Below are 17,679 nucleotides of genomic sequence, written 5' to 3'. Positions count from 1 at the left end.
GACATAAAATCGCAATTTCTGGCAGATTTCCCCGCCTGCTAACGATAAAATCATCCTATCGACTTTCAATAAGGGCTTAATGTGAAACACAGCAGTGAAGTGAAACAGCGGCTTCCCGGCAAGCTGGGATCAGAACTGCTGATCAATGTGACACCTACCGAAGCCCGAGTCGCGCTGGTGGAACACGGCGTGCTGCAGGAAGTGCACATTGAACGGCGCATGAAACGTGGCTTGGTTGGCAACATTTACAAAGGCAAAATCAGCCGGGTGTTGCCAGGGATGCAAGCCGCATTTGTCGATATCGGCCTAGATAAAGCCGCATTCCTACATGCCTCTGATATCTTTCCACATACCGAATGTGTTGCTGATGCCGAAAAAGGCAATTTTGTGGTGCGTAATATTGCTGAGCTGGTACGCCAGGGCCAGGACATCATGGTGCAGGTGGTAAAAGATCCATTGGGCACCAAAGGCGCACGATTAACCACAGATATCACCTTACCTTCTCGCTATCTGGTATTTATGCCGGGCTCCAGTCACGTTGGGGTATCGCAGCGGATTGAATCCGAAGAAGAGCGCGCGCGTCTCAAGGAGATTGCGTTGCCGTTCGTCGACGCTGACGGCGGTTTTATTATCCGCACCGCAGCAGAGGGCGTAGGCGCAGAAGAATTAGCGCAGGATGCCGCATTTTTGCGGCGGGTGTGGGCCAAAGTCAGTGAGCGTCGTAAACGCCAAGGGGCCACTTTACTGTATCAGGACTTGGCCTTGCCGGTGCGGATTGTCCGGGATTTTGTCGGAGTGGATCTAGACTCGGTGCAAGTGGACTCACAAAGCACGTATGAAGAATTGCTGCAGTTTGCCCAAGAATTTATGCCGGATGTGGCGGGCAAGATTGAGCATTACAGCGGTCCAGCGGCCATTTTCGATCTTTATGATGTAGAAAATGAGATCCAGCGGGCGCTGGAGCGCAAAGTCGAGCTTAAATCCGGTGGTTATCTGATCATCGATCAGACCGAAGCGATGACGACGGTAGATATCAACACCGGCGGTTTTGTGGGGCATCGCAATCTGGAAGAAACCATCTTTAATACCAATCTCGAAGCGACTCAGGCCATCGCTCGTCAGCTGCGTCTGCGAAATCTGGGGGGCATCATCATTATCGACTTTATTGATATGATGAAAGAGGAACACAAACAACGGGTGCTCAGTAGCCTGACCTCAGCACTCAGCGCCGACAGAGTGAAAACCAATATCTCTGGCTCTGGTTTTTCCGGTTTAGGACTGGTGGAAATGACCCGCAAACGTACCCGGGAAAGTCTGGAACATGTTCTTTGCGGTGAGTGTCCGGCTTGTCGCGGTACCGGCACGATGAAAACGGTTGAAACCGTGTCCTTTGATATTTTCCGGGAAATTATCCGCTTGAATCGAACCTATCAGGCCGATGAGTTTCTTATCTATTGTGCGCCTGCGGTCTACGAAGTGTTGTCGGCAGACGAGGCACATACAGTCGCCGAGCTGGAAGTGTATATCGGTAAACGGGTACGTATTCAATGTGAACCCATGTATGTGCAGAGCAAATATGACGTGGTAATGGTGTAGTGAATTTACGCTTTAGCCCTTATAAGATTGGTCGTTTCTGTTGGCAAATGCTGGCGGTCTCACTGCTGCTGTTTGCTTTATTGGTGAGCTTGATCCGGGGGTTGTTGCCGCAATTGGATCAGGCTCGTCAGCAAGTTACCGCCTACATAGCGCAACACTACGGTGTCCGTGTCGAACTGGGGCAACTGTCGGCGCACTGGCAGGCTTATGGTCCATCGCTCACTATCGAAAAACTGGTATTGCCAAAACAGGAACATCTGCCAATCACCTTGGTGGTGCAGAATGTCCAGGTTAAATTAGATTTCTGGGAAACCCTGCTCACGGCCAAGCCGCAAGTGGAAAATGTCATCTTTGACGGGGTAAAACTGGCGCTCGACATGGATCAGTTGAATGCGGCCGCCGCGGACAATACGTCTCCCCAACGTGGCGGCAATATGGATTGGTTGTACTCTTTGCTGCTGGAACAACTGGAGCGCTTTTCCGTTGGTGATGCTACGGTGCAGCTGTTATCCAAAGAGATCCATTATCGGCCCATCCATATTGGCGATCTGCGCTGGCAGAATCATGGTCAATCGCATCAGGGCAGCGGCGCGCTGTATCTTGATGACTCACAACAGGCACAGCAACACCTGACTTTACGCATCGATTTGAATGGTGATGGTTATCAACCAGACACTATTCACGGTCAGGCTTATGTACAGGCACAATCACTGGATATTGGCCGCTGGGCGTCAGCGCAGCAAAGTAAACAACCGGGGTTAGCCGATATCCCGCTGGAAGGTGTGATCAACTTAGCGGGCTGGGTCGAGTTTGCCAACCGCTCGTTGCAGTCAGGATTAGTCCAATTTAGCCCATCTTGGTTTCAGTGGACCTTGGATAATCAGCAACAACGATTCGATATCGCCGGTGGCAGTATAAGCTGGCAACCGCAGCAAGGTGGCTGGCGGCTAGACAGTCACAATCTGCAACTCAAAACCAATGGCAAGTCCTGGCAGCCGTTGCAACTCCAGCTGCAAAAGCAGCAGCAACAGTTTTTTGGGCAGCTGAATCAAATACAGGTGGCGGACTTAATGCCGCTGTTGCCGGTAGTGCCTGGTGTCGACAAAGTGATGCTGCAGCAAATCCTGGCGATGACCCCGCAGGGCAGCTTGGGTCCACTGAAGTTATACCGCGGTGCTGATGGCGACTTACAAGCAGCGTTGCCGGTACAAGGGCTTACCTGGAAAGCAGTCGGCGAGATCCCGGGGATTGCGCCGCTCGACTTACGCCTCAGCTGGCGGAATGGTTATCTCAATGCGGACTTACCATCGCAGCATTATCAGCTGGAGATTCCCAAAGAGTTTAAGGCGCCGTTGGTGTTTGACGGCGCAGCTTTCGCTGCCGGTTTTGATACCGATACGCTGCAATTATTTGTCGCAGATCTGCAGGTTAGCAATGAAGACCTGCAATTGGATACGTCACTGCGACTGGATTTACGTGATCAGGCCACCATGGCGTTGGCCGCAGCCGTGCAGTTACACAAGGCGGATAACGCCGGGCGGTATTTCCCACGACGGCAAATGGGTGAAGACCTGAGTCACTATCTGGAACAAGCGCTGAAAGCCGGTCACAGTGACAACGCTGCGGTGGTATGGCGCGGGCCTTTGGCTAACTTTCCCTTTGACGATCATAGTGGAATATTCCAGGCCGGTTTTACCATGGAAAACGGACGTTTTGCTTTTCAGCCAGACTGGCCAAGCACGAAAGATTTAACCATTGATGGCTTGTTTGAAAATGCCCGAATGGAGATCAAAGTGCTTGCGGGTAAGCTACAAAATATTGATATCAGTGGTGCCAACGTTAGTATCCCCAGCTTAGAAGTTCATAGTCATTTGCTCGTCGATGCTGATATCGCAGCCAAAGGCTGGGATATCGCGGCGGTGATGTTGAATTCACCATTAAAAGATAGCGTGGGCGCGACGTTGGATACGGTGAAAATTCAGGATAGCGTCAACGGTAAACTCAAACTGGATATTCCACTTTATGCTGGCGGCACGGCTGATATACAAGGACAGGTTGCATTTGCCGATACGCCGGTGTTCATCCGTAAGCCTGGGGTAAAACTCAATAAGGTCAACGGCATCGTCTCCTTCCATAACGAAGTGGTTACCGGTGAGGGCATTACCGCCCTACTGTACGGTCAGCCGGCGACGATTACCTTTGATACCGGTAACCTTAATGACAAATTTGCGGTGAACGTTCACGCCAAAGGTAACTGGCAGTTGTCGCGGTTGCCGCCGGAACTGGATAACCCGCTAACACCTTTCTATCAAGGTAGCACCGCTTGGTCGGGTGCGCTGCAACTGATTTTTGATGATGGCGGCTACACCTTACAGGCCAACGTGGATGCTGATCTGGCAAACACCGAGCTGACATTACCGGCACCTTTTGCAAAAGATAAAGGCGAGCCGCTGGCCTTGCAGGCAGAACTGCTGGGGGATGATCAGCAAGCGTCGTTGGGAATTCGCATTGGCGATAAAGCGGAATTTTGGGGCGGCTTTGCTGCCGATTCCGGCAATCGATTGCAACATTATGATCTGTTGTTGGGGCGATTATTCCGCAGTGGTGATCAGTTAGTCAAAGATGGTGGCCAGTTGCGGCTCGACCTCGATAAAGTGGATTTTGCTCAGTGGTTGCCAGTCATTACTGCATTTACTGACACTAAACCCCAGGCGGCTGCATCAACTGCGACTGAGCCTCAGCGTGTGAACACTGCTGCGACTGCAGAGGATGAACAGCGCACAACCGAAGACGCAACGGATGTCGCTTTCTTCCCGCCACTGAAAGGCATTCAGGCGAAGATCAATGACCTGACCTTACTGGGGCAAAAATTTACCCAGTTACAAATGACCGCACACCCGACAGACCAGTCATGGCAGTTTGAAGGATTGTCACCGGAGTTTTCTGGCAGTGTCGAAATTTTCCCGGACTGGTATCGTCAAGGCGTGAAACTCAAGGCGTCACGTTTGTATCTGAATCCACTGCACCCGATTGGCAGTGCTTCCGACATCAAAGAAGCGGCGACTGCGCAACAGCCTGATGATTTGCCGCCATTAGCCGTGGATGTGGATGATTTCCGTTTCCAGAATATTGCCCTGGGACATCTGGTGCTACAGAGTGCACCAGCGCCAAAAGGCTATCATATTCAAACGTTGTCCGTGTCCGCTCCACAAGGAAAGCTGGAAGGTCAGGGGGACTGGTTATCCACTGCCGGTGACAATCAGACCAAGGTGAACTTCAATATTGATTCCCCCAATTTTGAACAATTGGCGCAGCTGTTTGACGTTAATCCAGGGGTGAAAGATTCGCCGTTAAAAATGAAGGCGGCGTTGCAGTGGCACGGCGGCCCCGTCGATTTCAATCTGCCGACACTCAATGGTGATGTGCATTTTGAATTGGGTAAAGGCCATATGGAGCAAATCAGTGACAAAGGCGCCCGCATTTTCTCGCTGTTCAGCCTGGATTCGCTGCTACGTAAACTGTCGCTGGATTTCTCCGATGTGTTTGGTAAAGGATTATATTTCAATACCTTTGGTGGTGATTTACGCATCGATAATGGGATGGTAAAAACCACTAACACCGAAATGGATGCTATTGCCGGTAATATGAAGGTGCGGGGCTACACTGACCTTAATACAGAAAGCCTTAACTATGATATCCGCTTTGCACCTAAGTTAGCCTCCAGCGTGCCGACCGTGGTATTGCTTAGTACCAGTGCCTGGACCATGGGCATTGGCGCTTTTGCGTTAACCAAGGTGTTAGAACCGGTGATTGAAGTGATCTCTGAAATACGTTTCCGGCTAACCGGCACCATGTCTGAACCTAAGCTGGAAGAGTTGGAGCGTAAGAGTAAAGAGATCGAAATTCCTAAAAGCGCGTTACCAGCTTCAGAACAGCCTGCCGCAAATGATGCTGCTGGCGCGACTACGAAATCGCCTGCCCCAGCAACATCTGCAGAGACTAAGCCTGCGGCCAGCGATAGCGCAGCCAAAACAACCGAATCATCCGAGACTACAGCAACAGTAAAATCAGCCGAAGCGACCACTGATGCGAAACCGGCTGAAACAGAGAAACAGAACGGAACCACCCCCACAGCACCTAAAACATCCGAACCGACCCCAAAGCCCACAGAGGAACCCGCAGATGCAGGTAAATCTTCTTCAGTGTCAGAGCAGTCGCAAGCCCGCAGAGAATTTGGCGTTTATCAACTCGCAGCTTGAGCAATTGCCGCGACAGCCCGGCGAGCCACAGTTGGTCGTGTTGCCTGAATGTGCCTTGTTATTCGGTGGTCATGAAGGTGAGCAGTTGGCCTTTGCGGGTAAGGGTGATGAAACACCCCTGCAACAACAGTTAGCGGCATTAGCGGCAAAGCATCAGGTGTATCTTGCTGCCGGCACCATTCCTGTCGCCAGTGGCGATGGTCGGGTTTACAGTCGCACTTACCTGTTCGATGATAAAGGACAAGTGTTGGGCGACTATGACAAACTGCATCTGTTTGATGTTGATATCAGTGATAACACCCGCAATTACCGGGAGAGCGATACTTTCTGTCCCGGCAATCGTGTCTGTGTGGTCGATACCCCTTTTGGTCGTATCGGCCTGTCAGTGTGCTACGATTTGCGTTTTCCCGATCTTTACCGGGCATTGCGTCAGGCGGGCGCGCAGATCATACTGGTGCCAGCAGCTTTTACCCGAGTCACTGGGGCGGCCCATTGGGAAGTGTTGTTGCGGGCGCGGGCAATTGAAACGCAGTGTTATGTGCTGGCGGCGGCGCAGTGGGGCCGTCATAACCAAGGTGGTCGCGAAACATGGGGGCAGAGCATGATCGTCGACCCTTGGGGCCGGATTATGGCACAGTTACCAGAGAACACCGGTTGGGTGCAGGCACGGCTGGATATGGACGAGCTGCAAAAAATCCGCAGTAACATGCCGGTATCACAACACAATCGATTTTCGCTGCCGGCGTTGTTGCCGCCAGCCAAGCATTAACCAGGAATACGGGCTGAGGCCCATTGAGAGAGCATACATGTCATTGTTAACCCAGGTAGGACAAAGTTTGCTGCAGCAGGGACTGACACTGGAAGACCTGCACCGATATCTTGAGCGCATTCACCGGCATCAGGTGGATTTTGCTGATCTTTATTTTCAGGGCAGCCGTCACGAGTCTTGGGTACTGGAAGATGGCATTGTCAAAGAGGGCAGCTTCCACATCGAACGTGGCGTCGGGGTTCGGGCTATTACCGGTGAAAAAACGGGATTTGCCTATGCTGACGATATCACACCGGCGGCTTTGAATGCCTCTGTGGAAGCCGCTCGAGGCATCGCGCAAAGTGGTGGCAAAGGCAAAGTGCATGCCTGGAAGCGTCGCGGCGTGAAGTCACTGTACCAAAGCGAAGACCCGATTGCGGCAATGACTGAAGCCCCTAAGATCCAGTTGTTAAAGCAGGCCGATGCCTATGTACGCAGTCTTGACCCGCGGATTATCCAAGTGGTGATCAGCCTTTCCGGGGTCTATGAAGAGATCCTGATCGCGGCCAGTGATGGTACCCTGGCGGCCGATATTCGACCATTAGTGCGTTTTAACTGTTCAGTGATCCTGGAAGAAAATGGTCGACGTGAACGCGGTGGCTCCGGTGGCGGTGGTCGTCATGATTATCAGGCGTTGATGGTAGCCGGGGATGATGGTTTACCCGTGTGTTTTGCCTTTGCCCGCGAAGCGGTGCGTCAAGCGCAGGTCAATCTTAATGCCGTCGATGCGCCTGCCGGTGAAATGCCGGTAGTACTTGGCCCCGGCTGGCCTGGGGTGTTGCTGCATGAAGCAGTAGGTCACGGCCTGGAAGGCGATTTTAACCGTAAAGGTAGTAGCGCCTTTAGTGGCCGCATTGGGCAGCAGGTGGCATCGCCATTAGTCACGGTTGTTGATGATGGCACTATGGCCAATCGTCGCGGCTCGCTCACTATTGATGATGAAGGCACGCCAACACATCGTACCGTATTGATTGAAAACGGCATTTTGAAAGGCTATATGCAGGACAAACTCAATGCACGACTGATGGGACAACAGCCGACAGGCAATGGTCGTCGTGAGTCTTATGCAAATCTGCCAATGCCACGCATGACCAACACATATATGCTGGCGGGCGAATCGGATCCGGCTGAGATTATTCGCTCAGTTGAAAAAGGTATCTATGCGCCTAATTTTGGTGGTGGTCAGGTCGACATTACTTCCGGGAAGTTTGTGTTTTCCGCCTCCGAGGCCTATCTCATCGAAAAAGGTGAGATCACCCACGCGATTAAAGGTGCCACTCTCATTGGCAATGGGCCGGAAGCGATGGGGCAAATCTCCATGGTGGGCAACGACCTGTCACTGGACAAAGGTGTCGGCGTCTGTGGTAAGGATGGTCAGAGCGTTCCGGTAGGAGTTGGTCAGCCAACACTGAAATTGGATCGACTCACCGTCGGTGGCACTGCTTAATTTGGATGCGTCTGCAGCCGGTAGCATGGCCGCTGCTTAAATGTTATCATTCGACAAGGAGTTAGAGTATTTACTCTAGAGGTGTCAATGAAGAGATTGCGATTCGCCTGGCTGCTGTTGTGGCCACTGGTGCTGCCGTCGGTTTTTGCTGAAGATTTCAGTTTTGACAGTGCCTGGCAGCGCCTGCTTAACGTCAGCGATAAACTTGCTGCCGATAATCAGCAGTTGCGCCGAGCCGAGGCCGAGCAGGATGCTGCCACCGGTCTCTATCTGCCTTCGCTCAGTATCAACGGCAGTTATACTCACATGCAGCAGCCGATAGAACTGGATTTGCGCAAACTCAATCCGCTTGCTTCCCTTGATGTCTCCTCGCTTCCCAGCGAATACGCTGCGATCCTCAGTGCCATTCCCAGCTCAATGTTTGTCACCCCGTTTACTGAGCAGGATGTATTTAATGCCAGTCTGCAGGCGATGTGGCCGATTTACACTGGCGGACAGATAACGGCCGCTCAGGGAATTCAAAAGGCCAAAGTCGCGGAAGAACAACAACAGCAAGAACTGAGTCGGCGCGAATTGTTTACCACCCTGGTTGACCGCTACTACGCCGTCAGCGTGGCTGGCGCGTTGGTGCAAACCCAGCAGCAACTGGTCGATTCTCTGCAGCAGCACTACCAACATGCATTAAAGCTGGAACAGCAGGGGCAGATTGCCAAGGTGGAACGGCTGAATGCCCAGGTGGCGCTGGACGATGCCCAAGTGACGCTTGGCAGTGTGAAGCGGCAGTATGAAATGGCGCGTATTGCCTTGTCGCGGTTGCTACATGACTCAGACGCCAGCATCAGTTCGCCAATGTTTGTATTGCAAACACCGTTATCACTGCCACAGTTGACCGAGTTAACGCTACAGCAGCACCCAGCGCTGAAGCTACTGAATGCCAAAGAACAGCAGGCCAAAGGCTTGATTGATCTTGAAAAAGGCAAATACAAGCCCACGGTTTATCTATACGGTAATTACACGCTGTATGAAGATGACTCCTTACTGTCACAGATGACGCCCGACTGGATGGTGGGGGTCGGCGTGAAAGTGCCATTACTTACTCGCGAAGGGCTCAGCGGCAAGGTACAGGCCGCAAAAAGTGCTTTATTGCAGGCACGTTATACCCGCGCGCAAACTACCCAGGACCTGAGTTTATTGGTGGACCAGAGTTACCGGCAGATGTTGCAGGCGCAAGAAGAGATCAACGCCCTCGAGAGCTCCAAAGCGTTGGCCGAGGAAAATCTCAAACTGCGGGAACTTGCGTTCAGTCAGGGATTATCCACCTCGCTGGAGCGGGTCGACGCAGAAATCAAACTCAGCGCCGTCAAAACCAAGGAATTAGCGGCACATTATCGTTATCTGCAGGCTTATGCACGCTTGATGGCAGTCAGCGGACAACTGGATGAATTTATCGGACACAGTAAGCAGCAGGAGACAGGTCATGCGGGTTAATCCTTTACTGGCAACAGTGACACTGGCGGCAGTGGCAGCCGCACTGATTTATGGACTAATCCTCGCCTATAGCCCTAAACCCCATCTGTTACAGGGGCAGATTGAAGCGCGCGAATACAATGTGTCCTCAAAGGTTGCTGGTCGTGTGGAGCAAGTGTTAGTCCGTAAAGGTGATGAAGTGGCCGCAGGGGAGCTGCTTTTTGCCATTGAGAGCCCAGAGCTCAACGCCAAACTGACCCAGGCCAGTGGCGCCCTTGATGCAGCCAAGGCAATGCAGCAAGAGGCCGATAATGGTGCCCGTAAGCAACAGATTGCCGCCGCGAAAGAACAATGGCTCAAAGCCAAAGCTGCCAGCGAGTTGGCGAAAACGACTTATGATCGCGTTGAAAATCTGTTTAACGGTGGTGTACTGGCAAGGCAGAAACGCGATGAAGCCTTTACCCAATGGCAAGCCGCCAAATATACCGAGCAAGCCGCCAAGGCTATGTATGACATGGCGGCTGAAGGTGCGCGTGATGAACAGAAAGCTGCTGCTGCGGGGAATGCCAAACGTGCCGCCGGTGCGGTGCAGGAGGTCAATGCAGTACTGGCGGACAGTCAGATGAAGGCGCCAAAAGCCGGCGAAATTACCGATGTGTTACTGCAACCTGGCGAACTGGCACCTACCGGCTTCCCAGTGGTGACACTGGTGGATATGCGTGACAGTTGGGCGGTATTTCAGGTTCGCGAAGATCAGTTGGCCCAGTTCCATAAAGGCGATAAAAAGCAGTTACGGATCCCGGCTTTGGGTAAGGATTACCAATATCAGGTGAGCTATATCAGCGTGTTGGGGGATTTTGCTACCTGGCGTGCCACTGAAAGCGGTCACGATTTTGATATGCGTACTTTCGAAGTCGAACTGCGTCCTACCCAACCGATCCCTGATCTGCGAGTGGGAATGTCGGTGCTGCTGGCCGGAGATAAGTAATGTGGCAGTTGCTGCAACGGGAGTTTCAGGCCCTGCAGCGTGATGGCTGGCAGTTGGCCTTGATAAGTTACGTTCCATTGCTGGGATTTCTGTTTCTGTGGTGGTTGTTTTCTGCCGCCTTGCCACGGCAATTGCCGGTCGCCTTGGTCGATGAAGACCACTCCAGTGTCAGCCGCGAGTTAGGCCGTTATATTGATGCCAACTCGGTGACTGAACCTATTGCTTACACGGATTTGCAAGCAGCTGTGGCAGCCATGCGTAGCGGCGAAGTTTTTGCCGTAGTGCGGCTGCCATACGCACTACAACATGACCTGCTGACGGGACACAAACCTACCATCGACCTGCGTTACAACGGCCAGTTTTTGCTGGTGGGTAAGTTGTTATCCAGTCAGTTGCAGTTAACGCTGGCAGATGGACTGCAACAACTTGCCAGATTGAAGTTGCTCGCGGCAGGGGTTAATCCAGCGCAGGTAGCGGTGCGGTTGACGCCGGTCGCCACGCAAAATACCGCACTGTTCAACCGCAATATGAATTATGTGGGATTCTTAGTGCCGCCCATGCTGATCGCATTGTGGCAATTGGTGGCAATGCTTTGTTATGCCAATAGTCTTAGCCGAGAACTGCGCGAGCAATCGCTGGCAGACTGTTATCGACTGGGATTGCTGCGAGTATTGGCCGCTAAATGGCTGTTCTATACCCCTTTGATGCTACTCCACGGTATGCTGCTGTTGGTGATGATGTACGGTTATCTGGGATTGCCGATTGCCGGTAACCTGCTGTGGTTACTGCCCGCGCAGTTGATCATGTTGCTTGCTGTTTGGTTGTGGGTACAGGCGATGTTTTTTGTTATGGCTGACAGTGCGCGGATCATCAGTATGTGCAGCGGGCTGTTTGCACCGGCATTTGCGTTTATGGGCATCACCTTTCCCACATCGAATATGCCGCTGGTGGCACAGTGGTGGCGCGCATTAATTCCCTCCAGCCATTACATTGAAACGCATATTGCGTTGGTGAGTCACGGCCAGGGACTGCTTACTGTGCTGCAGCAAAGCCGCGGTTATCTCGGTTTTTTACTGTTGCTGCTGCCCGCCTGGTATTTTGCCCGTCGTTACGGCCGCACGCTGCTGCCTGAACGTCAAACCTCCGGAGTACCGCTATGAGCTGGTGGCGCTGGATTGGGCTCGATTTACTGTCGGTGATGAAAGACCGCGCCATCGCGCTAACATTGTTCGGTGGCATCAGTTTTTACGCCATCTTATATCCGTCTCCCTATCTGAATAACGTGCCAACGGCGCAGGCATTGGTCGTGGTGGATTTGGATCATTCTTCATTATCGCGGCAGATGATCCGTCATGCCGACGCTAATCCGGGGATCTCCGTGAAGGGATATGCAGGTTCTATCGATGACGCCCGCCAATGGCTGGAGGATGGTCGCGCCAGCAGTATTCTGGTGATCCCGGAAGATTTCCGTCATAAATTGCTGCGTGGCAATCAAGTTACCCTTGGTTACGGTGGTGATGCCAGTTACTTTCTGATCTATTCCGCCGTAGTGCAGGGGCTAACGCAGGCGGGGTTAGACATCGCACACAAAGTGCAATTACGTGGCTTGTTGGCACAAGGGACTAACCCAACCAAAGCGGAAAAGAGCCTGGACGCCATCGCACTGAATGCCGTGCCGGTATTTAATAAAGGCCTTGGCTATCCGGCTTACGTGATCCCAGGATTGTTCTTATTGATCCTGCATCAGACGCTATTGATCGGCACCGGTATTTTAGGTGCAGGTCAGTGGCGACGCTCAGGTTACTGGCACCAGCTCAGCCCATTGGGCATAGTGTTATGCCGCATCGGCTCCTTCACCCTGCTGTATTGTGTGTTCAGTGCTCTATATATCGGCTGGTGCTACTACCTGTATGGTGTCGGGCTACTGGCCTCGCTTGGTCAGGTATTGTTGCTGATGCTGCCATTTTTGCTGGCAACTGCCTGTTGTGGCGTGGCCTTAAGCACCCTGTTTAATCGCCGCGATCTGCCAACGCAGATATTGGTGCTGTCTTCGATGCCAATCCTGTTTGCCAGTGGCTTTGTCTGGCCGCTAACTCTCATCCCAGAACCGTTGATCTGGGTATCACAACTGGTGCCCGCGGTGCCGGGCATCATGGGCATGTTACAACTGAATCAGATGGGCGCTGATTGGAGTCAGGTTCTGCCTCGCTGGTTGCAATTGTGGGCCTTGTTATTATTGTATCTGCCGCTCGCCTGGTGGGGGGTAAAACGCCGCTTGCAGCAATTGCCGCAAGTGAATGCGTGAATGTGTTCAATAAGGATTTCGAGGTACGCTTTGGAGACATGTGAGTTAGTTTATTAAATCACTTTTGGACATTTCCGAGTTAGCGTCTTAACTCTAATTTGTCATTTTCGGATGAAAATTTCTATGGCTTAACTTAACGCCCCACTCACAGGAATTTTGGGAGCGAAGCGAGTAAAATTTCCGAGTGCAGTCGCTTGTTAGGCATTTTTTGCCAACTTTTCCTGAGCTTTTCTAATTTTTTCAAGTTCTTCCACGATAGGATTTTTTTCGCCTTCGCTTCGTGCAAATGGACGTAGATCAATATGACTTTTTTCAACCACTACTTTGTCCATATAGCTATAAGATGCCGTGACTACGAACTGTTCGGGCAAAGAATGCTTTGACTCACCAAAGATAAGCCAGCCTTGACCAAGAGCGAAAAATAACTCTTGGTTTGGCGCAAAACTATCAAAAGTAGATGAAAATGCGCTTGCTTCCCTCAGATTTTTATCAGCCTCATCAAACTGATAGAAGTCTTTATCCAGTTCTAGTTTTACGTTTAATGCAGGTGTCTTGCCACTATTGTAGATTTTTAAATACAAGAAAGGTGTATGAGGTCTTACGATAGGTTGAACTACCAAATAAGGACGAGACATCGCTTCGGTTTGTTCTTTCATCATCTGTACAGAACGCTCACTCATGTTCGACATTTTATATGTCAAATACGCGTAAATCCCAGTGACAACGACTAGAATCGCCGTCAGTATTTCCATGACCATAATTTCTCCTAATGCCTAACGCCAAGTTAATCGGCAGAACGGAAGTGCTTTGCAGCGGGGCGTAAAATTTGCGAAGCAAATGCCCCGCTGCAAACTGTCCGCGTTGAACGTATGGTTAGGTGTTACCATGCTCGTTCAGAAAATCTTTAATTGCAGCCTGCAATTCTGACTCAGCTGCATGCTCAGCATCGGCCATTGCATCATTAGCAAGCACGAAAGCCTCGGCCGAGTTACCTACTTCACTGTAGCTTTCAGCCATCGCGAGTTTAATTGATGCAATGTACTCAAGGAGACCCAGCCGTTGTGCACACCTGAGCCCCTTGTCATACGCCGCAATAGCTTCAACATGGTCGTGTGAAAAATCGCCCAATGCTTCCCATTGCAACGGATGGTCATTGTCACAACCATCGTTGTTTTCACAAAGTTCTTTTAGCTGCGCATAAGCTATGGCGCCCTCTTCCTCATCGCCACGAGCCGAAGCATTGACGATGTCGAGGGCTAATCCGTGTACTTCATCATAAAGTGGTACTTGCATCGTTTACACCTAACGCCCGCATTTAGGGCCGTAGTGAAGCGTAGCGGAACGGAGGTCCCAGCCTCTCAGGGGTGAACAACATGCGCTTGTTAAATTACGACTACTTCGACCCCGTAAAACAACCAAATTTAAAGCCTGATGGATGATCTATAAGGAACATACCACACACAGCTAAACTACCCTCCCGGTCTTGGCTTGTGGCCGAGATAAGCTCATTCCCATAGAAACCTAGAGTTACACTATTTTTGCCAACTGGCACTACGAGTGGTATTGGAATTACCACCATAGGAATAATACCCGCCCAAGCCAGGCTATCTTGTTTGTACTGCCAATATTCGGTATTACCTATCAAGTCTTTACTTGTATTAGTCCAGACTAGATCTGACACATCATCTTGAAAAGATGAGAGTTACCCGTTTTGATAAAGGTGTCGAATCTTAAATCAAAACATAAGGCAACTCTCATGCTTCATACTAACAATCCGATTATCAAACACAAAGCGGGTTTACTCAATCTCGCAGCAGAACTGGGAAACGTTTCTAAGGCCTGTAAGGTGATGGGCGTATCTCGAGACACCTTCTATCGCTACCAGGAATTGGTTGAAAGTGGTGGTGTTGAATCGCTTATCAATCAGTCCAGAAGAGCGCCTAACCTCAAGAACCGTGTCGATGATGCAACCGAACAAGCCGTCATCGCACATGCGATAGCATTTCCTGCCCACGGCCAATCACGCACCAGTAATGAACTGCGCAAAACAGGCGTATTTGTGTCGGCGAGTGGTGTTCGTTCTATCTGGCTGCGGCACGATTTAGAGAACTTCAAAAAGCGCTTAAAGGCTTTGGAAGCCAAGGTCGAGCAAGAAGGTATTATCTTGTCAGATGCGCAGGTCGCAGCGCTGGAACGCAAGCAACAGGATGATGAAGCTTGTGGTGAAATTGAAACCTTCCATCCAGGCTATTTGGGCTCGCAAGATACGTTCTATGTCGGCAATCTTAAAGGTGTTGGTCGCATCTATCAGCAGACCTTCGTTGATACCTATAGCAAGGTAGCATTTGCCAAGCTGTACACAACGAAAACGCCTATCACTTCGGCTGATTTGCTCAATGACCGAGTGCTGCCGTTCTTTGAGGCTCAAGCATTACCCATGCTGCGTATTTTGACTGACCGAGGAACAGAATACTGTGGCAAAGTAGAGCAACACGACTATCAGTTGTACCTAGCGATTAACGACATAGAGCACACCAAAACTAAGGCGCGTCATCCGCAAACCAATGGTATCTGTGAACGCTTCCATAAAACGATTTTGAATGAGTTTTATCAGGTAACGTTTCGTAAAAAGCTTTACGGAAATATGGAGGAACTGCAAAAAGATCTGGACGAATGGCTGGCGTATTACAACAATGAACGGACTCATCAGGGAAAAATGTGTTGTGGCCGAACACCAATGGCGACACTCGTTGATGGGAAAGCGATTTGGGCTGAAAAGAATTTAGCTCAAATCTAATCTGACGGAGGCACCAGAAAAATGGGTAACTGTCAGATCAGGTCTGAGCTAGTACACTTACTATCAGGCTGCCCCCAAGCCGCAACCACGTCAGATTTAGAATAATTATGGTTCTTTTCTTTGTAATCAAAAAGAACCCCCCGCCCCATAAGTTTGAATTTTAAATCTTCGTGGTTCGTTTCGGGGTTGTACATTGTCGCCACCCCGACACAACCAGATAAAAGAACTGTCATTATTAAAATTGCTAATTTCTTCACGATATCTCTTAGTAATTTAACGCTTTAAACAGCGGAAAACGCGAGCGCTTTGGCGCAGCCAGCGAGTGATTTTCCGATGATTTAACTTGTTAGTGAGAATTTGCTGGATCAAACCCATACCTCCAAGTGTTTAACCTACCATCGGAACTTTCGATGTCGTAAATGTCCATTATTTCTTCCATGTAACTTAGGCCGCGATCCATTTCTTCTGAGTCAAATTGCTTATATACCGTGGCAGCTTTTTCCAGGAGGCTCCAAAACTCGTTTTCCGTTATACCCGCCTCAGGAGTATCAATTAAAGCTTGGATTACAATATTCATTGCTTGTTCGCATGTTGCCCTAACTTCTTCTGAGGGAGCACCAGGATAAAAAAGCTTTTCATCAGCAGTAAATTTCTTTTCAACTAACAACTTTTCAAGCTTTTGCACACGCTCTGTATTGTTATGAATCATTATATTGTTACCTGCCATGGCGAAAAGACTAATTATGAATAAAAGCAATATGCTGATTTTTTTCATGTTCTCACAAACGATCATAACGCAACGGCGCGGTTTTCCGTGTCCGTTGCCGTGGCTTGTTTTGTGAGTGGCAGATTACGTAGGAGGTGCGCATGATGATGGACTATTTGACTTCCTTGTATCTGAACTCTCCGTATTCCGCCAACCTTGAGAATGTTTGTTCCTCACTTGAAGTTGGCTGGCGGTGGCTGCGTGCAAGCTCGCTTCACTAGCGACGCTAACATTTCAGGTGTGCCTGAAAGCAACATACTTAGTCAGCGCTAACCTACTGGTTTTGTATAAACTTTGCTCCATTACTAAAGTATGGTCAATCATTGTGTTTCAGAGTTAACCCAAAATCACACTGCTGAATCGTAATGGGGCACAGGCTTTTCAGAGGCAAGAAAAGCCTGTTTCAATTGTCCTAACATTCTGTCTCTTCTGAAAGTCGCAAAGCATCCTCAAGTTCAACCCCTAGATAACGGATGGTGTTATCTAGCTTTGAATGCCCTAACAACAGCTGTACGGCCCTAATATTTTTTGTTCTGGCGTAGATCAGTGTTGCCTTCGTTCGGCGCATAGAATGTGTTCCATAATAATCGGCGTTCAGCCCAAGTTTTGAGGCCCAATTCCTGATAATGGAGCGATAGAACGAGTAACTGATAGGTTGCCCTTTATGGCGATTACTGGGGAACAGAAAGCTCCCCGAATCTAAGGAAGCAAAGCAGATCCACCGACTGATACTTTGTTGCGTTCTCGGGGTTATTTCATAATGCACATCGGTGCCTGTTTTTTGCTGAACGCATTGTACCCTTTCATAAATCACTCCTTGCGAAGATACATCGTAAACGTGCAGATTTAGCAAATCGCTCGCTCTCAACTTACTATCAATGGCTAGGTTTAGCAGTGCAATTAGCATCAGGTTGTTTTCAAGTTCAAGTCGAGTTCTGATCCGCCAGATTTCTTCTAGCTTGAAGGGGCGCTTTATGCCATTACATTTTCCTGGAGATAACTTTTTCATGCTGACCTCCTCTCAGGTTTGTTGGTCAACATAAAGTCTGGCAGCCACACCCGACAATTTGTTAAAACGGTCGACAAAATCTTCTTAGATTTAGGTACCTAATCATATTTTTCGAGTTAAATAATGTACGGTGATATCGACCCCGTGCATAGATAATAACTCTATTGTTGGCTGTCTTTACGAGTGGAATGTATACAATATGTGAACATTTTTAGAAGTTCCAGAAAGCCAATAAAT

The 17,679-nt window shown here is 50.1% G+C and carries 14 protein-coding genes; 9 read left to right on the top strand and 5 right to left on the bottom strand.

Annotated elements, in window-relative coordinates; translation table 11 throughout:
• The first annotated feature begins 123 nt into the window (after nt 1–123).
• The 8 genes from rng to KDN34_RS15460 all read left to right on the top strand — a co-directional run bounded on the left by rng (nt 124) and on the right by KDN34_RS15460 (nt 12,870).
• Nucleotides 124–1,596 carry a ribonuclease G gene (gene rng / locus KDN34_RS15495; RefSeq protein WP_212596687.1) on the top strand — a complete coding sequence of 491 codons (1,473 nt, stop codon included), beginning with the start codon at nt 124–126 and terminating at the stop codon, nt 1,594–1,596.
• The gene (locus KDN34_RS15490; RefSeq protein WP_212594600.1) at nt 1,596–5,855 is read left to right on the top strand and encodes a YhdP family protein; all 4,260 of its coding nucleotides are present in this window, start codon (nt 1,596–1,598) and stop codon (nt 5,853–5,855) included. Before rng ends, KDN34_RS15490 begins: the two co-directional genes overlap by 1 nt.
• Nucleotides 5,779–6,624, top strand: a complete 846-nt coding sequence (locus KDN34_RS15485) for a carbon-nitrogen hydrolase family protein (protein WP_212594599.1) — start codon at nt 5,779–5,781, stop codon at nt 6,622–6,624. Before KDN34_RS15490 ends, KDN34_RS15485 begins: the two co-directional genes overlap by 77 nt.
• Before the next feature lie 37 nt (nt 6,625–6,661).
• On the top strand, nt 6,662–8,110 hold the full coding sequence (tldD, locus tag KDN34_RS15480; protein ID WP_212594598.1) for a metalloprotease TldD: 1,449 nt from the start codon (nt 6,662–6,664) through the stop codon (nt 8,108–8,110).
• Between the two features lie 87 nt (nt 8,111–8,197).
• The gene (locus tag KDN34_RS15475) at nt 8,198–9,598 is read left to right on the top strand and encodes a TolC family protein (RefSeq protein ID WP_212594597.1); all 1,401 of its coding nucleotides are present in this window, start codon (nt 8,198–8,200) and stop codon (nt 9,596–9,598) included.
• Nucleotides 9,588–10,565, top strand: coding sequence for an HlyD family secretion protein (locus tag KDN34_RS15470; protein WP_212594596.1), 978 nt, complete (start codon nt 9,588–9,590; stop codon nt 10,563–10,565). Before KDN34_RS15475 ends, KDN34_RS15470 begins: the two co-directional genes overlap by 11 nt.
• Complete coding sequence (locus KDN34_RS15465; RefSeq protein ID WP_212594595.1) at nt 10,565–11,725, top strand: ABC transporter permease; 1,161 nt, start codon at nt 10,565–10,567, stop codon at nt 11,723–11,725. Before KDN34_RS15470 ends, KDN34_RS15465 begins: the two co-directional genes overlap by 1 nt.
• Nucleotides 11,722–12,870: an ABC transporter permease gene (locus KDN34_RS15460; RefSeq protein WP_212594594.1), complete on the top strand. Its 1,149-nt coding sequence runs from the start codon at nt 11,722–11,724 to the stop codon at nt 12,868–12,870. Before KDN34_RS15465 ends, KDN34_RS15460 begins: the two co-directional genes overlap by 4 nt.
• Nucleotides 12,871–13,067: 197 nt before the next feature.
• Here the strand turns inward: KDN34_RS15460 and KDN34_RS15455 are convergent, their stop codons facing one another.
• Nucleotides 13,068–13,622: a hypothetical protein gene (locus KDN34_RS15455; RefSeq protein WP_212594593.1), complete on the bottom strand. Its 555-nt coding sequence runs from the start codon at nt 13,620–13,622 to the stop codon at nt 13,068–13,070.
• A 121-nt stretch (nt 13,623–13,743) separates the two neighbouring features.
• Nucleotides 13,744–14,163 (bottom strand): hypothetical protein, encoded by a 420-nt coding sequence (locus tag KDN34_RS15450; protein WP_212594592.1) that lies wholly within the window; start codon nt 14,161–14,163, stop codon nt 13,744–13,746.
• Nucleotides 14,164–14,626: 463 nt separating this feature from the next.
• On the opposite strand from KDN34_RS15450, the gene KDN34_RS15445 reads away from it, so the two are divergent.
• On the top strand, nt 14,627–15,667 hold the full coding sequence (locus tag KDN34_RS15445; protein ID WP_212594394.1) for an IS481 family transposase: 1,041 nt from the start codon (nt 14,627–14,629) through the stop codon (nt 15,665–15,667).
• 32 nt (nt 15,668–15,699) lie between these two features.
• On the opposite strand, the gene KDN34_RS15440 is transcribed toward KDN34_RS15445, so the two are convergent.
• From KDN34_RS15440 to KDN34_RS15430, 3 genes are all read right to left on the bottom strand, one after another.
• A complete protein-coding gene (locus KDN34_RS15440; protein ID WP_212594591.1) occupies nt 15,700–15,924 on the bottom strand; it encodes a hypothetical protein in 225 nt (74 codons plus the stop codon).
• A gap of 89 nt (nt 15,925–16,013) precedes the next feature.
• Nucleotides 16,014–16,442 carry a DUF4844 domain-containing protein gene (locus tag KDN34_RS15435; protein WP_228730366.1) on the bottom strand — a complete coding sequence of 143 codons (429 nt, stop codon included), beginning with the start codon at nt 16,440–16,442 and terminating at the stop codon, nt 16,014–16,016.
• Between the two features lie 403 nt (nt 16,443–16,845).
• Nucleotides 16,846–17,442, bottom strand: coding sequence for a tyrosine-type recombinase/integrase (locus KDN34_RS15430; RefSeq protein WP_212594590.1), 597 nt, complete (start codon nt 17,440–17,442; stop codon nt 16,846–16,848).
• Between the last annotated feature and the right edge of the window lie 237 nt (nt 17,443–17,679).

Source organism: Shewanella yunxiaonensis (assembly GCF_018223345.1).
Lineage (GTDB): Bacteria > Pseudomonadota > Gammaproteobacteria > Enterobacterales > Shewanellaceae > Shewanella > Shewanella yunxiaonensis.
Note: the sequence above shows the minus strand (reverse complement) of the source record. Positions and strands in the feature narration are given on the sequence as shown.

What these genes read in the sequence shown, in the direction of transcription:
- KDN34_RS15450 (WP_212594592.1), bottom strand. Translation starts at nt 14,163, where the DNA reads ATGCAAGTACCACTTTATGATGAAGTACACGGATTAGCCCTCGACATC.
- KDN34_RS15470 (WP_212594596.1), top strand. Translation starts at nt 9,588, where the DNA reads ATGCGGGTTAATCCTTTACTGGCAACAGTGACACTGGCGGCAGTGGCA.
- tldD (WP_212594598.1), top strand. Translation starts at nt 6,662, where the DNA reads ATGTCATTGTTAACCCAGGTAGGACAAAGTTTGCTGCAGCAGGGACTG.
- KDN34_RS15475 (WP_212594597.1), top strand. Translation starts at nt 8,198, where the DNA reads ATGAAGAGATTGCGATTCGCCTGGCTGCTGTTGTGGCCACTGGTGCTG.
- KDN34_RS15430 (WP_212594590.1), bottom strand. Translation starts at nt 17,442, where the DNA reads ATGAAAAAGTTATCTCCAGGAAAATGTAATGGCATAAAGCGCCCCTTC.
- KDN34_RS15465 (WP_212594595.1), top strand. Translation starts at nt 10,565, where the DNA reads ATGTGGCAGTTGCTGCAACGGGAGTTTCAGGCCCTGCAGCGTGATGGC.
- KDN34_RS15455 (WP_212594593.1), bottom strand. Translation starts at nt 13,622, where the DNA reads ATGGAAATACTGACGGCGATTCTAGTCGTTGTCACTGGGATTTACGCG.
- KDN34_RS15460 (WP_212594594.1), top strand. Translation starts at nt 11,722, where the DNA reads ATGAGCTGGTGGCGCTGGATTGGGCTCGATTTACTGTCGGTGATGAAA.
- KDN34_RS15485 (WP_212594599.1), top strand. Translation starts at nt 5,779, where the DNA reads ATGCAGGTAAATCTTCTTCAGTGTCAGAGCAGTCGCAAGCCCGCAGAG.
- KDN34_RS15445 (WP_212594394.1), top strand. Translation starts at nt 14,627, where the DNA reads ATGCTTCATACTAACAATCCGATTATCAAACACAAAGCGGGTTTACTC.
- KDN34_RS15435 (WP_228730366.1), bottom strand. Translation starts at nt 16,442, where the DNA reads ATGAAAAAAATCAGCATATTGCTTTTATTCATAATTAGTCTTTTCGCC.